Source organism: Tessaracoccus sp. OH4464_COT-324, from assembly GCF_003932855.1.
In the GTDB taxonomy this organism is placed as follows: Bacteria; Actinomycetota; Actinomycetes; order Propionibacteriales; family Propionibacteriaceae; genus Arachnia.
Genome location: NZ_RQYZ01000103.1, coordinates 1 through 439, shown reverse-complemented (window position 1 = coordinate 439; position 439 = coordinate 1). Strand labels below are relative to the sequence as shown.

The 439-nt window shown below is 31.4% G+C and carries 1 protein-coding gene; it reads right to left on the bottom strand.

The window, feature by feature from the left end; translation table 11 throughout:
* Positions 1-199, bottom strand: a 199-nt coding sequence (locus EII42_RS12295) for a helix-turn-helix domain-containing protein (RefSeq protein ID WP_148098062.1), incomplete at its 3' end; no start/stop codon positions are given.
* Positions 200-439 lie beyond the last annotated feature (240 nt).

Here is a 439-nt window from a genome sequence, read left to right as displayed (position 1 = left end):
AAAAAAGATTAAATACTCGCCGAGCCAGTTGCTCCAATAATTCATCTTTATTTTTAAAATAAAGATAAATAGTGCCAGGAGAGATTTTTGCCTCTTTAGCAATTTTGTGCATAGACAGACTATGTAGCCCACCTTCCGCCATTAATCTCTCTGTGGCAATAAAAACCTGCTCGGTCATATCTAATTCAGATTGACGCATAAGAATTTCTATAAAATAAATAAAATTAAGGGAAAGTTACATACAGTAAGAATTGTTCGATAATTGAAGAAAATATCACAATATAGGGACTGAATGAACGTTCGTTCATTTTAATGATTTTTACTCATTTCGCAAGCTGAATATAGAATTTAATCATAAAAATGGGCAATAAACTTGCCCATTAAATTACGATTGAAGGCTAATTTTTTCGAATTCAGAAAAATAGGTTGGGAAAGTCTT